This window comes from Paraburkholderia sp. BR13439 (assembly GCF_040948805.1).
In the GTDB taxonomy this organism is placed as follows: domain Bacteria; phylum Pseudomonadota; class Gammaproteobacteria; order Burkholderiales; family Burkholderiaceae; genus Paraburkholderia; species Paraburkholderia youngii.
In genome coordinates this window covers 149,154-169,339 of record NZ_JBFPKN010000014.1, presented here as the reverse complement: position 1 = coordinate 169,339, position 20,186 = coordinate 149,154, and the positions used below count along the sequence as shown (strand labels likewise).

Genomic DNA, 20,186 nt, shown 5'->3' with positions numbered 1-20,186 from the left:
ATGTGTAATATTCGGACTTACCCGCGTGGTGCAATTGCGCGGTTATTGGCAGCGCCAATCCGGTCCCGTCCCCAAGCCTGGCAAACCATCACCTCGCCCGCGCCGCAAGGCGCGCAATGATCCGCTCAGCCATTGCGCGATCGATGACTTCGAATGAGCACCGCTGTGGCGAACGATGCGATCAGGTACGCCTCGCTTGCGGTCAAGGCACGGCGCAACTGACTGTCACCCATCCAGCCCAGGGTCCTATCGCGCCATCGTGGGGAGTGCGTCTTCGTCGAGTGGCGCGCCTGCCCGCCCATCTTCGGCAGCGCCAGCGGCAGCGGTATCGGACGCCACATGGGCCAGCTTCATCAGACGCGGCTGCAGCAGCAGCGCGACGAGACCGCTCCAGCCCGTCTGATGCGAAGCGCCGACGCCACGCCCGCTGTCGCCGTGAAAGTACTCGTGGAACAGCACGAGATCGGACGAACGCGGGTCGGCCTGCAACTGCGGATAAGCCGCCATCACCGGTCGCATGCCGTGCTCGTCCTTCAGAAAGAGGGTGGTGACACGCCGTGCGAGACCGTCGGCGATCTCGCTGAGCGAGCACCGGTTGCCTGACCCCGTCGGATACTCGATGCGGAACTCGTCGCCGTAGTAGCGATGGAATTCATACAGCGATTCGATCAGCAGATAGTTGACGGGCATCCACACGGGTCCGCGCCAGTTCGAATTGCCGCCGAATACGCGCGAATCCGATTCGGCCGGCTGATACTCGATGCAGACATGCGCGCCGCCATGATCGAACTCGTACGGTGTATCGCGATGCACGCGTGACAGCGCACGCACGCCGTGATCGGACAGAAATTCTTCTTCGTCGAGCGCACGGCGCAACAGTGCCGTCATGCGGTATCCGCGCAGCAGCGACAGCAGCGTGGTGTTGCCCTTGCCGGGTTCGGTCCAGCGCGACACGAGCTTGGCCAGGTTCGGCCGGTGATCGAGAAACCACGCGAGCCGTTCTCGCAGGCCAGGCAGGTGGCCGTATATTCGCTCTTCGAGCACATGCACGGCGAACAGCGGAATCAGGCCGACGATCGAGCGAACGCGCATCGGCACACGCGTTCCATCCGGAAGATGCAGTACGTCATAGAAGAATTCGTCGCGGCCGTCCCACAGCCCTGTTCTGCAGCCCTCGCTGCAACCGACGGCTTCCGCGATATAGAGGAAGTGCTCGAAAAACTTCACCGCGATTTCGACGTACGCGTTGTTCGTCATCGCGAGCTCGAGTCCGATCTGCATCAGGTCGAGCGCATACGAGGCCATCCACGCGGTGCCATCGGCCTGGTCGATCCGGCCGCCGGTCGGCAGCGGCGAAGAGCGGTCGAAGATCCCGACGTTGTCGAGCCCGAGAAAGCCACCTTGGAAGATGTTGCGATCCTCCGCATCCTTGCGGTTGACCCACCACGAAAAGTTCAGCAGCAGCTTGTGGAACATCACTTCGAGAAACTGGTGGTCGCCGACGCCGGTGACTTCACGGTCGAGTTCGTACACGCGCCATGTCGCCCATGCATGAACCGGCGGGTTCGCGTCGCCGAACGCCCATTCGTACGCGGGCAATTGTCCGTTCGGATGCATGTACCGTTCTTTCACGAGCAGCAGCAACTGTTTCTTCGCGAAGTCCGGATCGATCATCGCGAACGCTGCGGCATGAAACGCGAGATCCCACGACGCGTACCACGGGTATTCCCACTTGTCCGGCATCGAGACGACGTCGCCGTTGCACATATGCCGCCAGTCGGCGTTGCGGCCGTGCCGACGTCCTTTCGGCGGTTTCGGCTGACCGGGGTCGCCGTCGTGCCAGCGCGTCACGTCGAACTGGTAGTACTGCTTCGTCCATAGCATGCCGGCTAGCGCCTGGCGTTGCACGAGCCGCGCATCGGTGTCGGCGATGTCGTGCTGGAGCGCCGCGTAGAACTCGTCGGCCTCCGCGATCCGGCTCGCGAACAGCGCTTCGAAGTCGAGCGGCGCGTCGTCGCGCGTGATGCCCGCTAGTGCCGCCGGACGCCAGCGCAGATACAGCACCGCGCGTTCGTGCGGCGCGAGCGACAGCGCCACATGCGCGGCGGCGCGGGTGCCCGCGTCGCGGCGTATCGCCTGCTCGTCGCCATCGACGAGGTAATCGTTGAAGCCATCCTTGAACGGGCCCGCGCCGGCGATGCCGAAAATGCGGCGCACATTGGTTTCGTTTTCGCAGAACAGCCATTCAATCGGCCGCGGCGCCGAGGCCGTGACGATCATCGTGCCCAGCGCGGGATTGTGCGCGATCACGCGCGCGCCTTCGGCGGACTCCGTCTCGAGCGTCAGCGAGGGCCTGCCGGGCTTGCCCGACCAGGCCCAGCGGTTGCGCGCCCAGAACAGCGGCAGCACATGAAGTGGCGCGTGCTGATCCGCGCGATTTTCGACGCTGATGCGCATCACGATGTCGTCGGGTGTGTGCTTCGCGTATTCGACCCAGACGTCGAAATAGCGATCGTTGTCGAACACGCCGGTATCGAGAATTTCGTATTCGGGCTGATCGGCGCCGCGCCGGCCGTTTTCGCCGATCAGGTCCTGATACGGATACGCATCGTGCGGGTACTTGTAGAGCATCTTCATGTACGAGTGCGTCGGCGTGCCATCGACATAAAAGTAAAGCTCCTTCACGTCTTCGCCGTGATTGCCCTGCGCATTGGTCAAGCCAAACAGCCGCTCCTTCAGGATGGGGTCGCGCCCGTTCCAGAGCGCGAGCGACACGCACCAGTCGAGTGGATCGTTGCCGAATCCGGCAATGCCGTCCTCGCCCCAGCGGTACATGCGGCTGCGCGCCTGATCGTGGGGGAAATACTCCCAGGCGGTTCCGTAGTCGCTGTAGTCCTCGCGAACCGTGCCCCACTGCCGGTCGCTCAGATAAGGCCCCCAGCGGCGCCAGCAGTCCAGGTCCGGGCCATGCAGACGGATTCCTTCCTTCGAACGGAGCAGATCGTTGGCGCGTAGCGATGACATGAGACCTCCCAAGCTGGGATCGACTGCCGAACACTTTCAGTGCGTGAGTTCCCGCCGGGTCCTGTGGCGCATGCGCTGCCTGGCGGTACTTGGATGATAGGCGCCGTTTAGCCTTATTGAGTTCGGCTCCGAACCAGGGAGGTGCGGGTTACTACCGCCATCCGGCATCCATCACGATGCACGTTTTGTCCTGGCAAACGTCGTCTCTGTCCATTGAGGGGAACGCGGCTCAGGCTCTAAATTGGCGCCATTGGGCCCACCTGGCGCTTGCGGGAGAAACAAGATTCCCTCGCGCGCCACTCGCCCGAACACAGCGCCAGCGAAGCGGACTGTTCGGGCGGCTCTAGAAGAGACACCGGCATGGCCCACCAGATAACCCTCCGTTTCGAGGACGGAGTGACCCGCTTCGTCGACTGCGAGGAGGGCGAGCGCGTCACCGATGCCGCCATCCGCGCCAGGATCAATATCCCGCTCGATTGCCGCGATGGTGTGGGTGGCACCTGCAAGGCGGTCTGCGAGTCCGGCGATTACGTTCTGGGCGACTGCGTGGAAGATGCGCTTAGCCCGGACGAGGTGAGCGCCCGCAAGGTTCTCACCTGCCAGATGAGCCCGCGCTCCGACTGCGTGATCCAGATCGCCACGAACTCCGATGTCTCGGGTACCGGCCCGTCCTCCCACAAGGGGCGGATCGTCGCCTGCCAACGAGCGTCGGACACCACGATCGCCTTTTCGGTCGAGCTCGAGGACCGTGCGGATCTCAGCCTTTTTCCCGGGCAGTACGTCAACGTCGAGGTGCCCGGCACCGAGGTGGCGCGCTATCGTGGCACCGTCCAGCGCGTGAGCCGCATCACCACCGAGGCGACCACCGTCGCGGGCGTCGATCTGCCGAAGGGCGCGGTGGTGCGATTGCTGCTGTCGGCTGCGAACCGCGACAGCCGCAAGTTTGCCAATGGCGAGACCTTCGATATCGACCGCGATTCCAGCGGCCATCTGGGTTTCGCCAACGGCATGCACAAATGCCTCGGTGCGCCGCTCGCCAAACTGGAGACGCGTCGGCCTGACGCGGTTCGGAGGGCGAGAGCGAGTCAGTTCGCTCTCGCCTTTTCAGGTGGCAAGGAACGATCGTGGGCCGCGGAGCGGTATTCGGTTGGCCGCAGTCCCGTCTGCTTGCGGAAGAAGCGTCCGAAATACGCCTCGTCCTGAAAGCCCAGTTCGCTGGCAATCTGCTTCACGCTGAGCGTCGAATAGCCGAGCAGCCGCTTGGCCTCATGGATCGAGCGTGCATCGATCGCCTCGATGGCCGACACCCCGAACGTAGCGCGGCAGATGCGGGAGAGCTGGCCGGTGGTCACGCCCATCTCGCCGGCATAGCTGGCGACCGGGCGCCGCTCACGGCAATGGCGGTCGAGCAGGGCGCGGAACCGTTCGATTCGCGCGGCCGTCGTGCGCTGCTCGGAACTGGCCGAAAGCCGGGCGCTCTCGCTGAGACGCCCGATCTTGACGAACAGCGTGATGGTGAGTGCGGCGCCCGCGGTGAACTGCCAGCGCTCGTGGCTCTCCGCCTCGTGCCCGATCGACTGAAACAGGGTGTCCAGAGATGTGCCGCGCTCCACGTCGGGATCGATCGACAGCACCGTCGGTGTGCGGATGAATTCCAGCAGCTCGGGCGCGGCCGTCATCGCCAGCGATTCCAGCGCGGACTGCGCGGCGGTGATCACGTGACCGTCGATGTCGCTGCGGAAGTGAAAGCCGTGGACCGAGCGCGCCGGCACGACGACGAGGCATGGCGCCTGGACGGCCCAGGTCTTGCCGTCGATGAAAGTCTCGCCGCCGCCGGCGGTGACGTACAGCACCTGGATCAGCGCATCGTGGACGTGCGGTTCGATGTCGAAGTCGAAACGCCCGGCACGCAGCGGAATGCGCTCGTAATGGACCATGTCGACCCAAGGCTGGTCGGGTTCCGCGCCATAGAGCGCGAAATGCAGCACAGTCCGGCGGCGCTGCTGGTCAGAGGCCATGATGCACGTTATGTCCTGCTCTATGTCGACTCTGTCCATTGTTCCACAGGCGCTCGGGGCGTTCAATGGCGATACGGATATCAGGAAGCGTAATCGCATAGATATTTCAGGAAGGTAATTACATGAGACAGGAACTTGAAAATCGCGCAGCGGCCTCGACCCCGTACGCGCTGAACTTGCACGGAAAGGTCTGCGTGGTCACGGGTGCGGGCAGTGGCATTGGTGCCGGCATCGCGCGCGCCTTCGCCGCTGTCGGCGCGCATGTGGCGCTCGTGGATCGGAATCTTGCCGGTGCTGAAGCTGTCGCCGCCGAGCTTCGGAAGGCCGGTGCGGTGGCGCAGGCGATCGGCTGCGACGTGTCGGACGAAGCCTCGGTTGTCGCGGCTGCTGACAAGGTTCGCGCGGAGCTCGGGCCGGTCAGCGCGCTCGTCAACAATGCAGGTCTGCTGCGCGCCGGAGCGCTCGAGACGGTCTCGGTCGAGGACTGGAACCAGGCCATCGCCGTCAACCTGACCGGCTATCTGCTGTGTGCCCGGGCTTTCGGGCGGGACATGCTGGCGGCGGGCAAGGGCAGTATCGTCCACGTTGCGTCGATTGCGTCGCTCAATCCGCAGACCAATAGCGGTTCTTATAGCCCGAGCAAAGCGGGCGTGCTGCTGCTGTCGCGGCAGTTGGCGGCGGAGTGGGGCCCACGCGGCGTGCGCAGCAACTGTGTGCTGCCCGGCATGATCCGCACCGCGCTGTCCGCGAAGTTCTACGAGGAGCCCGGCTTCGAGGCTCGCCGCGCCGCCGCCACCGCGAGCCGCCGCATCGGCGAGCCGGAAGACCTGGCCGGCCCGGCGCTGTTCCTCGCCTCCGATATGGCTGCCTACGTCAATGGCGCGGAGGTGCTCGTCGACGGCGGGCTCGATTGCATGCTGATGGACATGGTTCCGCGCCCCGGCTTCAACGCTACCGCGGCCGCGTGAGCGTCATCACACCACAACGACAAGGAGATTGGATATGACCAAGGAGATCACCTGCGATCTGGTCGTGGTCGGATCGGGTGCCGCGGGCCTCGCCACTGCGATCACTGCACGCAAGCGCGGCCTCGATGTCATCGTGCTCGAGAAGGAGCCCGTGTTCGGTGGTACGACCGCGCTGTCGGGCGGGGTCTTATGGATTCCGCTCAGCAAATACGGCCGGCAGCAGAACCCGGCCGACACCGTCGAGCGCGTGCGCGAATACATGATGAGCGAGACGGGCAATAACTACGATGCCGCCGCGGTCGAGTGCTTTGTCGAGAACGGGCCGAAAATGGTCGAGTTCTTCGAGCGCGAGACCGAAATGAAGTTCGTGCCCACGCTCTATCCGGACTACCACCCGGATGCGCCCGGCGGCGTCGACATCGGCCGCTCGATTCTCGCCGCGCCCTACGACATTCGCGGGCTGGGCAAGGACATGCGCCGCCTCAAGCAGCCGCTCGAGACGATCACTTTCATGGGGATGATGTTCAATTCCTCGAACGCGGACCTCAAGCACTTCTTCCGCGCGACCAAGTCCATCGTTTCGTTCCTCTATGTGGCCCGCCGTCTGGCTACGCACATCAAGGAACTGGCGCTCTACCGGCGGGGGATCAACGTCACGAGCGGCAACGCGCTCGCCGCGAGGCTCGCGAAGTCGGCGCTGGCGATCGACATTCCGATCCTCACTTCGACGCCCGTGAAGGAACTGCTGAACGAGAGCGGCAAGGTGACCGGTGTGCGCGCGAGCGCCGCGGACGGTGAGCTTCGAATCACTGCCCGGCACGGCGTCGTGCTGGCTTGTGGCGGCTTCCCGCACGATCTGAAGCGCATCGCGCAGGTCTATCCGCATGTGAAGCGTGGCGGTGAGCATCTGTCGCCCACGCCCGTCGGCAATACCGGCGACGGGCTGACCCTGGCGGAGAAGGTGGGTGGTGCCGTGAAGCTCGGCTTCGCCGATGCGGCGGCCTGGATGCCTGTCTCGAAGGTGCCCTTCGGCAAGGGCCGCACTGGCGTGTTTCCGCATCTGCTCGACCGGTATAAGCCCGGCGTGATCGGCGTGCTGCGCAGCGGTCAGCGCTTCACCAATGAATCGAACTCCTACCACGACGTTGGCGCCGCGTTGATGCGCGCCTGCGAGGGTGAACGGGAGACGGCGATGTGGCTGATCTGCGATAAGGTGGCGCTGGGCAAGTATGGACTGGGCTATGCCAAGCCCGCACCGATGCCGGTGGGGCCGGTGCTGCGCAAAGGCTACCTGATCAAGGGCGACACGATCGGCGAGCTGGCGCGCAATTGCGGCATCGCGCCCGATGCTCTCGAAATGACGGTCCATGCCTACAATCGCGATGCCGAGCGCGGAGAAGACCCGGCGTTCCATCGCGGTCGCACCTCGTTCAACCGTTATCTCGCCGATCCGGACCACAAGCCCAATCCTTGCGTTGCGCCTATCGCGACCGGCCCCTTCTATGCGGTGAAGGTGGTGATGGGCGATCTGGGCACCTTCGACGGCCTCAAGACGAGCGTCACTGGCGAAGTGCTGCGGGCCGACGGCAGCGAGATCGAGGGCCTTTACGCGGTCGGCAATGACCGGCGCAGCGTGATGGGCGGCAACTATCCGGGCGCCGGTATCACGCACGGGCCGAATATGACGTTCGGCTTCGTCACCGGTAACGCGATCGCCACCAAAGCCATGACTTCCAAACAGGAGGTGTGCGCATGAATACACGCTCCATGTATCTGGCAAAGCCCCTGTTGGATTTCCGGGTCTACACGATCGCGCTACGCAAGATGCCCGAGTTTCTCGACGTGTTCGACAGGCTCGCGATGCCAATCCTGCTCGAGACGCTTGGACATCCGCTCGGCTTTTGGACGAGCATGGTCGGGCCGCAGAACCAGTTCACCCACCTGTGGGGGTATGACGATCTGGCCGACTACGAACGACGGTGCCTGGCACGCGATACGCACCCGGACTTCCCCGCCTATCTGAGGGCATCGGGCCATCTGATCACGGCGCAGGAGACACGGCTCATTCGCGCCACCGCGCTGGATAGCGTCGCAAAGTAAGCCGAAGCTGTCCTCCGAAGCGGGCTCTATCGCGGAGCCCGCGTGCTTCTCTCACAGAAGAGGCGGCTCAGGTCTGGTTGCCCCACAGATCGTCGATCGCGCGGATCGCCAGCAAGTATCCGTTCGCACTGCGCGACGCAACGAATGAACTGGCCCAGTTGAGCAATATGGCGGGATTTCCGGGTCGGCCGCCGCTCGGCAAGGGATGAAGAATTTGCGGGCACATCCCTCCGCGCATGCTTCTCCACCTGCATTGATGCGTACTACGCAGCAGAAAATTTCGCACCTTATCCCCGCTTTCCCTGTCAAACGATAAGCCGCCCGAACCGCCGTTCAGGGCGCCGGCACTTCCGCGCCTACAGGCACGGGTTGTGCACGTGATCTCCTGCACGCGTTCGACATCGGAAGAATAGGGAGGGCGGTCATGACCACGACTGCCAGTTTTCACATCGGGTATACGCGATATCTCGGACCCGAAAGCGAGCCCGTGCAGCCATTGCCGGCCTTTGCGCGGGAACCCGAGGCGCTGATTTCCCTCTATCGCGCGATGGTGCTGACCCGCGCATTCGATACCAAAGCGGTCGCGCTGCAGCGCACTGGCAAGCTCGGCACGTTTGCATCGTCGGTGGGGCAGGAGGCGATCGGGGTGGGCGTCGCGAGCGCGATGCAGGCCGATGACGTGCTGTTCCCTTCATATCGCGATCATGCGGCGCAATTGCTGCGCGGCGTCACGATGACGGAAAGCCTCTTGTATTGGGGCGGTGACGAACGCGGCAGCGACTTCAGCGTGCCGCGGCTCGACTTTCCAAATTGCGTTCCTATCGGCACCCAGGTGTGTCATGCCGCCGGCGCGGCCTACGCGTTCAAGCTGCGCGGCGAGCCGCGCGTCGCCGTGACGATCTGCGGCGATGGCAGCACATCGAAGGGCGACTTCTACGAAGCGATGAACATGGCGGGCGTCTGGCAGGCCCCGCTCGTGCTCGTCATCAACAACAACCAGTGGGCCATCTCGGTGCCGCGCAGCACGCAGAGCGCGGCGCAGACGCTCGCGCAGAAGGCAATCGCGGCGGGCATCGACGGCTTGCAGGTCGACGGCAACGACGTGATCGCCGTGCATCAGGTGATGCATGCGGCACTCGCGAAAGCGCGCCGAGGCGACGGCCCGACGCTGATCGAAGCGCTCAGCTATCGACTCGGCGATCACACGACGGCGGACGATGCAACGCGCTATCGCGACTCGGATGAGATTCAGAAGCAATGGGAACAAGAGCCGCTGCTGCGTTTGCGCAAGTATCTGATGCGGATGAACTTCTGGGACAAAGCGCAGGACGAGCAACTCGGCCGGGCGTGTCACGCGCAGGTCGAGGCAGCCGTCGAGGCGTATCTGGCTGTGCCGCCCCCCGATACTTCCGCGATGTTCGACCACCTGTACGAGACGCTGCCGCATGCCATGCGTGAGCAACTGGAAAGCGCGCAGCGATTCGCGCCGATCGCGGGCAATGGTCGGCATGGTCAGAACGGAGGCACCGGCCATGGCTGATCTGAACATGATCGATGCGCTCAATCTGGCGCTCGCGTACGAACTCGAGCACGATCCCGCCGTCGTGCTGCTCGGCGAGGACATCGGCGTGAACGGCGGCGTGTTTCGCGCGACGGTCGGCCTGCAGGCACGCTTCGGCACGCAACGCGTGCTCGACACGCCGCTCGCCGAGGCAGCGATCGCGGGCACCGCGATCGGCATGGCGGCGATGGGACTGAAGCCCGTTGCCGAGATCCAGTTCAGCGGGTTTCTGTATCCGGCGATCGATCACGTGCTCAATCATGCGTCCCGTCTGCGGCATCGGACCCGCGGACGCCTCACCTGTCCGCTCGTGATCCGCACGCCGTGCGGCGCAGGCATCCATGCACCCGAACATCACTCCGAAAACCCCGAAGCGCTGTTCGCGCACATTCCCGGCTTGCGCGTTGTCACGCCGTCGTCGCCGGCGCGCGCGTACGGGCTGTTGCTGGCCGCGATTCGCGATCCCGATCCGGTGATCTTCTTCGAGCCGACGCGCCTGTATCGGCTGTTCCGGCAGACAGTGGAAGACAACGGCGAAGGGCTGCCGCTCGACACCTGCTTTACGCTGCGCGACGGCTCGGATGTGACGCTGGTGTGCTGGGGCGGTGCCGTGCAGGACGCACAGGGCGCCGCCGATCTGCTCGCGCAGGAAGGCGTGATGGCCGAAGTGATCGACGTCGCGACGCTCAAGCCGATCGACATGAACACGATCCTGGCCTCGGTCGCGAAGACGGGTCGCTGCGTGATCGTGCACGAGGGTTCGCGCACGGGCGGCATCGGCGCGGAGATCGCCGCCAATATCGCCGAGCGCGGACTTTATTCGCTGCTCGCGCCTGTGCAGCGCGTGACCGGCTACGACGTCGTGGTGCCGCTGTACCGGCTCGAGAATCAATACATGCCTGGTGCCTCGCGCATCGTCGCCGCGGTGCGGCAAGCTATGGAGGCGTCATAAAGCCATGAAAATCTTCAAACTGCCGGACCTCGGCGAAGGCTTGCAGGAAGCGGAAATCGTCGAATGGCATGTGAGCGACGGCGATGAAGTGCGGGCGGATCAACCGTTGCTGTCGGTCGAAACGGCGAAGGCGATCGTCGAGATTCCGTCGCCGCAATCCGGCCGCATCACGAAGCTGTTCGGACGGACGGGCGATATCGTGCATCTGGGCGCGCCGCTCGTCGCGTTCGAGGGCGAGGCCGATGATGCAGACGCGGGCACTGTCGTCGGCCATATGGAAGTTGGCCAGCATGTCGTGCAGGACGCGCCTGCGTCGCCTGGCACGGGCGGTGGCGTCAGCGCGGGCGGCGGTGTGATCAAGGCGATTCCGGCGGCGCGCGCGCTGGCGCGCAAGCTGGATGTCGATCTCTCGATGGTGACGCCGTCCGGCCCGGAAGGCGTCATCACGGCGGCTGACGTGCAGCGTGTCGCGAAGATACTTGGCGAAGTCGGTCCGGCCGAAGTGCTGCGCGGCGTGCGGCGTGCGATGGCGCACAACATGGCGCGAGCGCAGAGCGAAGTGGCCGCCGCGACCGTGATCGACGATGCCGACATTCACGCGTGGCCGCCGCACACCGACGTGACGATCCGCCTGATCCGCGCGCTGGTCGCGGGCTGCCGGGTCGAGCCGGCCCTGAACGCATGGTTCGACGGACATACGGGGCGACGCCACGTACTTGAGAAGATCGATCTCGGCATTGCCGTCGATCTGCCCGATGGGCTTTTCGTGCCGGTGCTGCGCGACGTCGCGCATCGCGATGCGGCGGATCTGCGCGGCGGTCTCGACCGGATGCGCGCCGATATCCGCGCGCGCAAGATTCCACCGGAAGAACTGCGCGGCAACACGATCACGCTGTCGAACTTCGGGATGATTTCGGGGAAGTACGCGTCGCCCATCGTCGTGCCGCCCACCGTCGCGATCCTCGGCGCGGGGCGCATCCATGAACAGGTCGTCGCGGCAGACGGCGCGCCTGCCGTGCACCGGATCTTGCCGCTCAGCCTGACGTTCGATCATCGCGTCGTGACAGGCGGCGAGGCGGCGCGCTTCCTGGCGGCGACGATCGCGGATCTGCAGAACGCGTGATGACGGTCAGCGTGTGCTAGGCCTGATTCGCCAGCATCGCATCGATAAGAGCGCGAGCGTCGCGGTCGATGCACGTGAGGGCAACGCTCTCCGACTCGTATGTAACGGGATCGGCGAAGTCGCCGGTGACGTGTTGTTTTCGAGTCCTTCTGCGTAGCGACCACGTGACGCGATAGGTCAGCGCGATTCCATCGGACAAACGCGCCGTGCGTGGCTCCATGTGCGCTTCGATAACGAATCCGCGATAGCGCCCGACGATGTGACGTTTCATCGATTGATGAACGATCAGGCAGCCAGGCGGCCTATCCCCATTTCCGGACGGCGCAGGCCCGGCGGGAACACGTGCCATGTGCCGTCGGCATGGCGAAAGAAGAAGAGTGAAAACGTCCCGGACGGCCGATCGATCTGGATGCACACGCGGCATGTGCCGCCCGAGCGGCAGCGGTCGAGCAGACGCACGCACGCCCCGCGGCCCCGCGTCGGGCCAACGAGTTTTTCGACCTCGGAACGCAGTGACCTGTTGCCCGCCATGATTTTCCCTTCGATATCCGATGAGTCGATGCTATGGAGATCGGCGCGTGCGTCCAATCGGCGCGGGCGGAATGTCGTCTCAGGAAGCCCTGATTTCGGCCGTCAGGATTTCCTGAATCAGGACCAGCACGCGGAACGGCAATATTCAAAGATCCAGAACCAGCTCCGCGGATTTCGCTCGCGACACGCATACCATGATCTGCGTATCTTTCTCGTCGTCGCGCAGCACCAGGTCCCGATGATCTGCCTCCCCTGAGCACAGCGCTGTCTTGCACGAGCCGCAGGTGCCGCTTTCGCACGAACTCGGCACGCGCACGTTCGCGTCGCGCAGCACCTCGAGGATCGAGCGATTGGCGGGAATGTCGAACGAAGTGCCGCTGCGCGAAAGCCGCACGGTGAACGGCGTGGTTTCGCGCGCATTCGCATTGCTTGCGCCGAAGCTCTCGAAGTGCACCGTGCCCGACGGCCAATGGCCGGTCATGTCCCGCACGGTGTCCATCAGCGCCTGCGGGCCGCAGCAGTACACGTGTTGCGCCGGCTTCGACCGCTCGAATACGGGCCAGAAGTCGAATGCTTTCGACGGGTCCCCGTGATCGTGATGAATCTTCACGTCGGAACGCCATTCGTCGCTGGTCAGTTCATCGAAGAACGCCGTGCCTTCCGGATCGCGCGCGAGGTAGTACAGCTTGAACGAGCGCAGGCCTTCCGCCCGCAACTGCCGCGCCATCGACAACATAGGCGTGATACCGATGCCACCCGCGACGAGAACGAATGACTTGGCGCGCTCATCGAGGGGAAACTCGTTGCGGGGCAAGGAGACGTCCACGGCGTCACCCTCGGCCGTATCGTCGATGAAGCTCATCGAACCGCCGCGTCCGTTGCTGTCACGCTTGACCGCGATGACGTAACGATCGCGCTCCTGCGAGTCATTGCAGAGCGAATAACTGCGTCGCGAACCGTTGGGCACCACGACGGTCAAGTTCGCCCCCGCCTCGAACGCCGGCAGCGGCGCGCCTTGCGGGTCGGTCAGTTCAAAGCGCCAGATGTCACGGGCGATCTTCTCCTTGCCGGCAATCTTCAGTCGAAGAAAACCGTCTTCGAGTGGGGGCGTCATGTCTGTCTCCTTCTGACCAGTCCAGTCTTGCGTTGCATCAACATGGACCGCATCTTATTGCTAGATCTCTAATGATGCAAGTCAAGAAGCACGATTTTTCGCGGTGTTACTCTCGGTATAAACCCGTGCTTGTCAGCGACATAAAGCCGCCGTAACCTGAATATTAGAGCTCTAATCAAACGGTCAGGGGAACGCAGTTCCCGCCGGTATCCAGAAAGAAATTCGGAGAGATTCAGTCATGGCACATTCAACGTTGCACTCAGGGGACCTATCCCTGTCTGCCATAGCCGATTCGGCGGCGGAGGAGGCGACATACCGCAAGATCACGCTGCGGCTAATGAGCTTTCTTTTCCTGTGCTGGGTCCTCAACTATCTCGATCGCGTCAACGTCAGCTTCGCGCAGCTACAACTGAAGCACGATCTCGGTTTGAGCGACGCGGCGTACGGGCTCGGCGTGAGTCTGTTCTTTATCGGCTACATCCTGCTCGAAGTGCCGAGCACGCTGCTGCTGCGGCGCATTGGCGCCCGCAAGACCGTTACCCGGATCATGTTGCTGTGGGGCGGCATCTCCACTGCCATGGCTTTCATGACCGCTCCCTGGCAGTTCTATCTTGCGCGCACGCTCCTCGGCGCGGCCGAAGCGGGCTTTTGGCCCGGCATCATCCTCTATCTGTCTTACTGGTATCCGGCGAAGCGCCGCGCTCGTATCACATCGCGGTTCCTGCTGGCGATCGCGGTTGCGGGGATTATCGGCGGCCCGCTTTCCGGGTTCATCCTGCAAAACTTCATGGACGTCTGGGGCTTTCGCAACTGGCAGTGGCTGTTCTTCCTTGAAGGCCTGCCGGCCGTGATTGCCGGTGTCGTTGCCTACTTCTACCTGATCGACCGACCGCAGGATGCGAGGTGGCTGACCGAGGATCAAAAACGAATCGTCATCGGCGCGCTCGACGAGGAAGGTCGCAGCAAGCCGCATAACTCGCCGAGCACGCTCCTCGCGGCGCTGCGCGACCCGCGCGTGTACGTGATTGCTGCGGGCTGGGCCACGGTGCCCATCTGCGGAACCATCCTCAACTACTGGACGCCCACGATCATCAAGCAGTCAGGCGTTTCGAACCTGTTGCACATCGGCTTCCTGTCGGCGCTGCCTTATATCGTCGGCGCGGTCGCCATGCTGCTGATCGCACGCAGCTCCGACCTGCGGCTCGAGCGCCGCTGGCACTTCGTGCTGTCGACGACAGCGGGCGCCACGGGCGCGGTGCTCCTGACGGTTCTGACGAACAACTCGGTTGCCGCCATCGCGTGCCTGAGCCTCGTTTCGGTGAGCTATTTCGCGGCCGCAGCCATTATCTGGACCATTCCGCCGAACTACCTGAAGGGCGCGGCGGCCGCCGGCGGTATCGGCGTGATCAGCAGTCTTGGCCAGGTGGGCGCTTTCTTCGCACCAATAGTCCTCGGCTGGGTGAAGAGCGCGACCGGCAGCTTCTCGGCCGGCATCCTGCTGGTCGCGGCGCTCGTTTTCATCGGCGGCATCGCCGTCTTCTTCGGCGTGCCGCGCGAGCGGCAGGCACAGCAATCCGGCGCGTGACGATGCACGCGACGACCAGCATTTTGACAGTCAGACAGGAGCAGGAATGAGCAAGCTTCAACTTTCCATCGCGGTGGGCAACTATGACCGGATGCGGCCGCTGATCGACGGCGACGTGCAGATCGACGGTGTCGACCCCGTGTTCATGCTGCAGGACCCGGAGGAAATCTTCTTTCGTGCGTTCCGGCACGCGGATTACGACATTTGCGAGCTGTCGCTCAGCAGCTATTCGGTGAAGACGGCCGCGGGCACGTCGCCCTACATCGCGGTGCCGGTTTTTCCGTCGCGCGCATTCCGCCACAGCTCGGTCTACGTGCGTTCAGACCGTGGGATCGACCGGCCCGAGGACCTGAAGGGCAAACGCATCGGCGTGCCGGAATATCAGCTGACCGCCAACGTATGGGTGCGGCTCTTTCTCGAAGAAGAATACGGCGTGAAAGCATCGGATATCCGCTGGGTGCGCGGCGGCTACGAGGATCCGACGCGCGTTGAGAAGATTGCGCTGAAGCTTCCCGAAGGCGTCGTGCTGGAAAACGCGCCAGAAGGACAGACGATCTCGAATCTGCTGGCCAATGGCGAGATTGACGGCGTGATCGGACCGCGCGCGCCGTCGTGCTTCGACCGTGGGCATCCGAGGGTCAAATACCTTTTCGATGATCCGCAAGAGAGCGCCGCCCGATGGTACGAGCGCAGGAAGCTTTTCCCGATCATGCACACCCTGGGCATTCGCAAGACGCTCGCGGATCAGCACCCGTGGCTTCCCGGTGCGATCGCGAAGGCCTTCGAGCAATCGAAGGAAGTCGCGCTGTCCCGTTTGAGCGACACCTCGGCGACCAAGGTGACGCTGCCGTTCATCGAGGACCAGTTGCGCAATGCGCGGCGTCTGATGGGGCACGACTTCTGGTCGTATGGATTCGCCAACAATGAACACGTGATCGACCGCTTTCTCGCGCAGCACCACGCCGAGGGATTGTCGAGCCGACGCCTCGAGCCTGCCGAACTGTTCCACCCGGCCAGCCTGGAGCGATTCAAGATCTGATCCCTCACGGCGGTTGTTCGCGCCGTCGCGCATCCGGCAGGTGCTGTGTGCGCGATGGATGCGCGGAAGGGAACAACGCATCCAGAATAATCAGTCGTCCAGAATAGAGATGAAAATGAAGAGACACACATTCCCGCTCGCCTGCGGCGGGTTGCTGACGCTCGCCTGCACGGCGGCCCACGCGCAGAGTTCGGTTACGCTGTACGGCATCGTCGATGCGGGCGTCGAGTACGTCAACCGGGTGACCCAAGGAAAACAGACGGGCTCGGTGATCCGCGAGCAGTCGGGCAATCTCGCCGGATCGCGCTGGGGGCTCAAGGGCTCGGAGGATCTCGGCGGCGGCTACAAGGCCGTGTTTACGCTGGAGGGCGGCTTCAACGTGAACACCGGCGCACTGGGTCAGAGCGGACGGCTATTCGGCCGCAAGGCATTCGTTGGCGTCTCGACGCCGTACGGCACGCTCACGCTCGGACGTCATCAGAACCTGCTTTACGAGTTGATGTACAAGTACGACGCGCTGACGTTCAACCCCAGCTACTCCGCGCAAAGCATGGACAGCCAGTTCGTGAACCGCGCGGATAACTCGGCGCGCTATGGCGTGCATCTCGGCGGCGTTACGTTCGCGGCACTGTATAGCACCGGGTTCGACGCGACGATTCCGAACGGTGGGAATGTGCCCGGCGCAACGAAAGTGGGCCGCGAAATGAGCGCGGCGGTGCTGTATGACCGCGGGCCGTTCAGCATCGGCCTGACGTACGACCAGTTGCAGGGCACCTCGATCGCGACGCAGAGCAACGCGCAGCAGCGCGCGCTGCTCGGCCTCTCGTACGACTTCGGGCCGGTTACGACGCTGGCTGGCCTGCGCTGGCTGAACACGCGCAATACGGATGCGCCGCCGAGTTCGCTGCTCTACTGGGGCGGCGTGACCTGGAGGGTGAATGCACCGCTTTCCATTTCCGCCAGCGTCTATCACACGCAGTTTCGCAATCCGCACGGCGGCCCGACGATGGGGGCATTGCTCGTCGACTACTCGCTGTCCAAGCGCACCGACGTGTATGCGGAAGGGGCGTATGTCTCCAATCGGTCGTTTTCCAATGTCGGTATTCGCGGCACGGGCGTGGATATTGCGCCAGGCATGGACCAGGCGGGCGTGACCGTGGGCATTCGCCACACCTTCTGAGCGGTCCGGGCGCTGCGCTCCAGTGCCTCTCGCGCGGGCTAAAGCGCTATGATTATCAGCGGTGTGGTCACAATAACAGCGAGGAAGGCATGGCAGCAGCACGTACTTCGGGCAAAGGCAAGGGCAAGGGCGGGGTCGCGAGCGAGGACCCCATTCTGCGGCACTGGCGTGAGGCGGTACCGGACGATCGTCTCGCTCACCTGGTGAAGGATGCGGGCCGCGCGATGATTCGCGGTCTGCAAATGCGCCTGGCGCAGCATCAAGTCTCGTTCGGCCACTGGGCGTATCTGCGTGTGCTATGGGTCACCGACGGGCTGACGCAGAAGGAGCTCAGCGACGAGACCGGCACCACCACCCCCACCACGTTCAGTGCGGTGTCCGCAATGGAAAAGCTCGGCTATGTCGAGCGCCGCTATGAGCCCGGCAACCGCAAGAACACGCACGTCTATCTGACGCCGCGCGGCCGGAGCCTGAAACACAAACTCGTTCCGCTCGCGGAAGAAGTCAACGAAATTAGCGTCCGGGGCCTGAAAGCCACCGAGATCAACGTCGCCCGCAAGGTTCTGCTGACGATCATCGAGAACATGGCACGCGACGAATCGGAGTCGGACGACCCGGCGCTGCGTATTCCGTCGACTCGGGAAGTGGGGAATCTGATCGCGGCGCGCGGGGAAGAAGTCGATCAGGATTGACGCGCGGCTCGGCGTTTCGGGTCATTCCCGAGTGGCAAATTCATTATAGATCTAATAATATTGGCGGGCGTGCCAAGTCCACGACAGGCACGACGGCAGGCCACGGCATGCTGCTGCTCCCTCGCTCAAAACATACGGATCTGGAATGGATGGAATGACCCGCGCGGCGATGACGCGCAACGTCCGCGATGCGCTCGCGGAAGATGTCGGCGAGGCCGACTGGACGTCGCTACTGATCGACCCCGACGCTTCAGCCGAAGGGGTCTTGACGGTGCGTGAACCTGCGCTGTTGTGCGGCAGACCGTGGTTCGATGAAACACTGCAGCAGGTCGACCCGCGCATCACGATTGATTGGTTGGTCGGCGAGGGCGAACGGATGCACGAAGGGCAGACCGTCTGCCGGATCGCTGGTCCGGCGCGCGGCATGCTCACCGCCGAGCGCACCGCGCTCAACTTCATTCAGTTGCTTTCTGGCGTGGCCACCGAGACAAGCGTGATGACGCGGATCGTCGAAGGCACGTCTGCGCGGATTCTCGACACGCGAAAAACGCTTCCAGGATTGCGCCTCGCGCAAAAATACGCAGTTCGTGTTGGCGGCGGCGAAAACCATCGTCGGGGGCTGTACGACGGAATCCTGATCAAGGAAAACCACATCGCGGCGGGTGGCGGCATTGCGTCGACCCTTCGCGCTACCGAAGCATTGGGTGCAGGTGTGCCCGTGCAGGTCGAGGTGGAGACGCTCGATGAATTAACGGAAGCGTTGGCTGGTGGCGCCGCGGCGATTCTGCTCGACAATTTCTCGATCGAATCGATGCGCGAGGCTGTGCGTGTCACCGCGGGGCGCGCCGAGCTGGAAGTCTCTGGCGGTGTGACCGAGCGGACGCTGCGAACGATTGCGGAAACCGGCGTGGACCGTATTTCGTTGGGCAAGCTGACGAAGAACATCAGGGCGATCGATTTTTCACTGCGCTTCGCGGCGTTCGCCGGATAAGCGGAGGTCGGGGCGCATGTGTGCGCTCCGTAGAAGGAAGCGCCGATAAAAAAATCCCTCGTTTGAACCGTGCATGGCGCAGTTCAAAACGAGGGTTTTTGCGCTTACCTCGAACTATCCAAGCGTCACATCTGCGCCCGTTTCGCTCGACTTCAGAATCGCGATACAGATTTCCAGCGTGCCCTTCGCCCATTCGCCATCGTGAAGGGGCGAGCGTGCGTCCACGACCGCGCCATACAACTCGTCGATGACTTCGGCCCGCGGCACGGCGGGCGCAGGCAGCGGCAGCGTTTGGCGCTTCTCGTCGCCGTAGACGACGATCGAATCGGGCAGCGGGCGCAGGTCGGCGCGTTCGCACGAGACGATGATCGGGCCGAAATGCTGATGAAAGCGCGGCGGCTCGTGCGCGTCGGCCGTTGGCGGCTTGTATGCGGAACCGCCGTAGGTGCCGGCCGCTTTGAGCCTGGCCTCGTCGCCCGAGGACGCGAGCGTCTCCAGACGGCGGCGGGCGCTGCCGTACGTGTCGGAGCTCGTACGATCGCCCATTTCGCCGATCCAGCCGCTCCACTCTTCGGTGTTGAAGTGGCCATAGCCGTTGTACGAGAGCGAGGCATAAGCACCGTTCTCGAACCAGATCAGCGCCGAATAAGCGCCTTCGGTCGGGCGGGACGGATCCCACCGTCCCACGCTCGCGCTCAGCCGCGTCGCGCGCGAGCCGGCGAGCATTCGCACGATATCGACCTGATGAGCCGCCTGGCTGAAGACGGCGCCGCCACCTTCAGCCGTGGCCAGCTCCTCGGGCCGGCGCGGGCGATACAGATAGTCGGTGTAGTTGACGGCCTGGATCATTTTCACTGCGCCGAAATCGCCACGACTGATCAGTTCGCGCGTACGCAGGTACGGCGTGTCGAAACTATGGCAATGGCCGACGATCAGATGCACGTTCGCTTCGCGGCATGCAGCGATCATGCGATCGCAGTCCGCAGCGGCGAGCGCCATCGGCTTTTCGACCAGCACGTGCTTGCCTTTTGCCGCGGCAATTTCAGTGTGCTGCGCGTGGAACTGGTGCGGACTCGCAACGTAGATGATCTCGACGTTGGGGTCAGCCGCCAACTCCGCCACGTCCGCATAAGTGGGCGCCGCGAAGTCGGCGGCGAACTGCCGCCGCGCTTCGTCACGCGGATCGCACGCAGCGACGAGCTGGACTCTGGGGTCGCGCAGGAAGGTCGGCAGCATCAGCGAGAATGCCCGTCCCAGTCCTGCGACCCCGATGCGCAAACGGCGCTGCTCCATGGCCGTGTGCCTCCC

Annotated in this window: 17 protein-coding genes and 1 pseudogene; 13 read left to right on the top strand and 5 right to left on the bottom strand. The window is 63.7% G+C overall.

From position 1 onward, the window contains the following. Positions 1 to 246 precede the first annotated feature (246 nt). Positions 247 to 3,024, bottom strand: coding sequence for a glucosidase (locus AB3X96_RS26145; protein WP_368591987.1), 2,778 nt, complete (start codon positions 3,022 to 3,024; stop codon positions 247 to 249). A 360-nt stretch (positions 3,025 to 3,384) separates the two neighbouring features. Here AB3X96_RS26145 and AB3X96_RS26140 point away from each other — a divergent pair. Further along, positions 3,385 to 3,831, top strand: a pseudogene (locus tag AB3X96_RS26140) (2Fe-2S iron-sulfur cluster-binding protein); the annotation flags it as partial. Then, positions 3,817 to 4,227 (top strand): cytochrome P450, encoded by a 411-nt coding sequence (locus AB3X96_RS26135; RefSeq protein WP_368592053.1) that lies wholly within the window; start codon positions 3,817 to 3,819, stop codon positions 4,225 to 4,227. The pseudogene AB3X96_RS26140 and the gene AB3X96_RS26135, both read left to right, overlap by 15 nt. Here the strand turns inward: AB3X96_RS26135 and AB3X96_RS26130 are convergent. Then, positions 4,110 to 5,042, bottom strand: coding sequence for a helix-turn-helix domain-containing protein (locus tag AB3X96_RS26130; protein ID WP_368591986.1), 933 nt, complete (start codon positions 5,040 to 5,042; stop codon positions 4,110 to 4,112). The genes AB3X96_RS26135 and AB3X96_RS26130 overlap by 118 nt on opposite strands. 122 nt (positions 5,043 to 5,164) lie before the next feature. Between AB3X96_RS26130 and AB3X96_RS26125 the strand changes: the two genes are divergently transcribed. The 6 genes from AB3X96_RS26125 to AB3X96_RS26100 all read left to right on the top strand — a co-directional run bounded on the left by AB3X96_RS26125 (position 5,165) and on the right by AB3X96_RS26100 (position 11,746). After that, complete coding sequence (locus AB3X96_RS26125) at positions 5,165 to 6,010, top strand: SDR family NAD(P)-dependent oxidoreductase (protein ID WP_368591985.1); 846 nt, start codon at positions 5,165 to 5,167, stop codon at positions 6,008 to 6,010. A 34-nt stretch (positions 6,011 to 6,044) separates the two neighbouring features. Continuing rightward, positions 6,045 to 7,766, top strand: a complete 1,722-nt coding sequence (locus tag AB3X96_RS26120; protein WP_368591984.1) for an FAD-dependent oxidoreductase — start codon at positions 6,045 to 6,047, stop codon at positions 7,764 to 7,766. Continuing rightward, on the top strand, positions 7,763 to 8,110 hold the full coding sequence (locus tag AB3X96_RS26115; RefSeq protein WP_368591983.1) for an NIPSNAP family protein: 348 nt from the start codon (positions 7,763 to 7,765) through the stop codon (positions 8,108 to 8,110). Before AB3X96_RS26120 ends, AB3X96_RS26115 begins: the two co-directional genes overlap by 4 nt. Positions 8,111 to 8,534: 424 nt before the next feature. Then, positions 8,535 to 9,650: a pyruvate dehydrogenase (acetyl-transferring) E1 component subunit alpha gene (gene pdhA, locus AB3X96_RS26110; RefSeq protein WP_368591982.1), complete on the top strand. Its 1,116-nt coding sequence runs from the start codon at positions 8,535 to 8,537 to the stop codon at positions 9,648 to 9,650. After that, a complete protein-coding gene (locus AB3X96_RS26105) occupies positions 9,643 to 10,623 on the top strand; it encodes an alpha-ketoacid dehydrogenase subunit beta (protein WP_368591981.1) in 981 nt (326 codons plus the stop codon). Before pdhA ends, AB3X96_RS26105 begins: the two co-directional genes overlap by 8 nt. A gap of 4 nt (positions 10,624 to 10,627) precedes the next feature. Continuing rightward, the gene (locus AB3X96_RS26100; RefSeq protein ID WP_368591980.1) at positions 10,628 to 11,746 is read left to right on the top strand and encodes a dihydrolipoamide acetyltransferase family protein; all 1,119 of its coding nucleotides are present in this window, start codon (positions 10,628 to 10,630) and stop codon (positions 11,744 to 11,746) included. Between the two features lie 285 nt (positions 11,747 to 12,031). Here the strand turns inward: AB3X96_RS26100 and AB3X96_RS26095 are convergent, their stop codons facing one another. After that, positions 12,032 to 12,277: a hypothetical protein gene (locus tag AB3X96_RS26095; protein WP_176111163.1), complete on the bottom strand. Its 246-nt coding sequence runs from the start codon at positions 12,275 to 12,277 to the stop codon at positions 12,032 to 12,034. A 145-nt stretch (positions 12,278 to 12,422) separates the two neighbouring features. Continuing rightward, entirely contained in the window at positions 12,423 to 13,391 is a 969-nt protein-coding gene (locus AB3X96_RS26090; RefSeq protein ID WP_368591979.1) for a 2Fe-2S iron-sulfur cluster-binding protein, read from the bottom strand. 238 nt (positions 13,392 to 13,629) lie between these two features. Here AB3X96_RS26090 and AB3X96_RS26085 point away from each other — a divergent pair, with 238 nt between their 5' ends. The 5 genes from AB3X96_RS26085 to nadC all read left to right on the top strand — a co-directional run bounded on the left by AB3X96_RS26085 (position 13,630) and on the right by nadC (position 18,878). After that, positions 13,630 to 14,976 carry an MFS transporter gene (locus AB3X96_RS26085; protein WP_368591978.1) on the top strand — a complete coding sequence of 449 codons (1,347 nt, stop codon included), beginning with the start codon at positions 13,630 to 13,632 and terminating at the stop codon, positions 14,974 to 14,976. 46 nt (positions 14,977 to 15,022) lie between these two features. Continuing rightward, positions 15,023 to 16,015, top strand: coding sequence for an ABC transporter substrate-binding protein (locus tag AB3X96_RS26080; protein WP_368591977.1), 993 nt, complete (start codon positions 15,023 to 15,025; stop codon positions 16,013 to 16,015). A 109-nt stretch (positions 16,016 to 16,124) separates the two neighbouring features. Then, complete coding sequence (locus tag AB3X96_RS26075; protein WP_368591976.1) at positions 16,125 to 17,195, top strand: porin; 1,071 nt, start codon at positions 16,125 to 16,127, stop codon at positions 17,193 to 17,195. 89 nt (positions 17,196 to 17,284) lie between these two features. Then, the gene (locus AB3X96_RS26070; RefSeq protein ID WP_368591975.1) at positions 17,285 to 17,887 is read left to right on the top strand and encodes a MarR family winged helix-turn-helix transcriptional regulator; all 603 of its coding nucleotides are present in this window, start codon (positions 17,285 to 17,287) and stop codon (positions 17,885 to 17,887) included. 145 nt (positions 17,888 to 18,032) lie between these two features. Continuing rightward, on the top strand, positions 18,033 to 18,878 hold the full coding sequence (gene nadC, locus AB3X96_RS26065) for a carboxylating nicotinate-nucleotide diphosphorylase (RefSeq protein ID WP_368591974.1): 846 nt from the start codon (positions 18,033 to 18,035) through the stop codon (positions 18,876 to 18,878). A gap of 114 nt (positions 18,879 to 18,992) precedes the next feature. Here the strand turns inward: nadC and AB3X96_RS26060 are convergent, their stop codons facing one another. Further along, the gene (locus AB3X96_RS26060) at positions 18,993 to 20,171 is read right to left on the bottom strand and encodes a Gfo/Idh/MocA family protein (RefSeq protein ID WP_368591973.1); all 1,179 of its coding nucleotides are present in this window, start codon (positions 20,169 to 20,171) and stop codon (positions 18,993 to 18,995) included. Positions 20,172 to 20,186 lie beyond the last annotated feature (15 nt).